Raw genomic sequence first — 2242 nt, forward strand, 5'->3', positions numbered from 1 at the left:
CCGCTCACCCTCACCGCCCGCGTCACCACCGCCAACCCCTCGCAGGACGCGCCCGCCGCCGAGTGGGAAGGCGTAACGGTGGGAAGCCGACTCCACGTTCCCCGGCTCCGCCTGGGCCCGTCGGCGCGGCTCCTGGTGACCGGACCCAACGGCGCGGGCAAGAGCACCCTGCTGCGGGTCCTCGCCGGCGAGCTCATACCCGACGCGGGCACGGTCCACGTCCCCGGCCGGGTCGGCCACCTCAGACAGGAGGGCACACCGTGGCCGCCCGACCTGACCGTGCTGGACGCCTACACGCACGGCCGCCGCGGCGACCGCGACGAACACGCCGACCGGCTGCTGTCACTCGGCCTGTTCGAGCCGGGCAGCCTGCGGTCCCGGATCGGTGAGCTGTCCTACGGGCAGCGCCGCCGCGTCGAGTTGGCACGACTGGTCGGCGAACCGGTCGACCTGCTGCTGCTCGACGAGCCCACCAACCACCTCTCACCCGGGCTGGTGGAGGAGTTGGAGGCGGCGCTGACCGACTACCCGGGCGCGGTCGTACTCGTCACCCACGACCGCCGCACCCGCGCCCACTTCACCGGCGACCACCTCCAACTCTCCGCAGGCCACGTCACCGCACACCACACCGCACCCACCACCGCCACGGCCGCGCCGGCCGCCGGCTGACGCCGGTCCGTCCCGGGCACGCGCGAGGGGCGCCCACCCCACGGATCGGTGGGCGCCCCTCGGCGCGTTGTGCGCGTCCGCGTGTCAGCGGTACGCGGCGCGGTGTCAGCCGGCCTTCGCCTTCGGCTTGTCCTTCGACTTCTCGGCGGCGGGGGCCGCCGGGGCCGGGCGCGCGGCCTCGTAGAACTCCTCGCGCGGGTTCTCCATCGCGCCGAGGGAGACCACCTCGCGCTTGAGGAACATGCCGAGCGTCCAGTCGGCGAAGACCCGGATCTTGCGGTTCCAGGTCGGCACGGCCATGCCGTGGTAGCCACGGTGCATGTACCAGGCGAGACGGCCCTTGAGCTTGATCTTCATCTTGCCCATGACGATCATCGCGACGCCCTTGTGCAGCCCGAGACCGGCGACGGCACCCTTGTTGGCGTGCTTGTAGTCGGCCTGCGGGAAGCCGCGCAGCGCGGAGATCACGTTGTCGCCGAGCACCTTGGACTGGCGGAGGGCGTGCTGGGCGTTCGGCGGGCACCAGGCGTTCTCGTTGCCCGCGGCGCGACCGACGAGGTCGGGCACCTGGGCGTTGTCGCCAGCGGCCCAGATGTAGTCGGTGCCCTTGACCTGGAGCGTGGGGTCGACGTCGACGTGGCCGCGGGGGCCGAGCGGCAGACCGTAGCGGGAGAGCACCGGGTTGGGCTTGACGCCGGCGGTCCACACGATCGTGTTGGAGTCCACCTCGAGGCCGTTCTTGAGCACCACGTGGCCGTCGACGCAGGAGTCCATGGAGGTCTGGAGGTAGACCTCGATGCCGCGCTTCTTGAGGTGTTCCAGGCCCCACGTGCCGAGCTGCGGGCCGACCTCGGGAAGGATCTTGTCGGCCGCGTCGACGAGGATGAACCGCATGTCGTCACGGCTGACGTTGGGGTAGTACTTGGCCGCGTCGCGGGCCAGGTCCTCGACCTCGCCGATGGTCTCCGCACCGGCGAAGCCACCGCCGACGAAGACGAAGGTCAGCGCGCGGCGGCGGGCCGCCTCGTCCTTCGTGGAGTCGGCCTTGTCCAGCTGCTCCAGGACGTGGTTGCGCAGGCCGATGGCCTCCTCGACACCCTTCATGCCGATGCCCTGCTCGGCGAGGCCGGGGATCGGGAAGGTGCGGGAGACGGCGCCGAGCGCGACGACGAGGTAGTCGAACGGCAGCTCGTAGGCGTCGCCGACGAGCGGGGTGATCGTCGCGACCTTGCGGTCCTGGTCGATCGTGGTGACCCGCCCCGTCAGCACCTCGGCCTTCGGCAGCACCCGCCGCAGCGGGACCACGACGTGGCGCGGGGAGATGGAGCCAGCGGCCGCCTCGGGGAGGAAGGGCTGGTACGTCATGTACGAGCGCGGGTCGACGACGGTCACGGTCGCCTCGCCGTAACGCATCTTCTTGAGGATGCGGCGAGCTGCGTACAGACCGACGTACCCGCCACCTACTACGAGGATTCGAGGACGCTCCGTGGTGCTCATGGTTTCGAGTATCCCCCCTCCCCCAGGGGGGTGCTCGTGAGCCCCTTCACAAGGAACCTCCGCACCTCTGTTACAC

2 protein-coding genes are annotated in these 2242 nt (G+C 71.0%); one reads left to right on the forward strand and one right to left on the reverse strand.

Annotation, left to right across the window (positions count from 1 at the left end; translation table 11 throughout):
* On the forward strand, positions 1-669 hold a 669-nt coding region (locus tag GL263_RS25285; protein ID WP_182858062.1), incomplete at its 5' end, for an ATP-binding cassette domain-containing protein.
* A gap of 105 nt (positions 670-774) precedes the next feature.
* On the opposite strand, the gene GL263_RS25290 is transcribed toward GL263_RS25285, so the two are convergent.
* Entirely contained in the window at positions 775-2166 is a 1392-nt protein-coding gene (locus GL263_RS25290; protein ID WP_182858063.1) for an NAD(P)/FAD-dependent oxidoreductase, read from the reverse strand.
* Positions 2167-2242 lie beyond the last annotated feature (76 nt).

Source organism: Streptomyces durbertensis (assembly GCF_014156695.1).
Classification (GTDB): Bacteria; Actinomycetota; Actinomycetes; order Streptomycetales; family Streptomycetaceae; genus Streptomyces; species Streptomyces durbertensis.

Coding starts and splice junctions, on each gene's coding strand:
- GL263_RS25290 (WP_182858063.1), bottom strand. CDS start 2,166: ATGAGCACCACGGAGCGTCCTCGAATCCTCGTAGTAGGTGGCGGGTAC.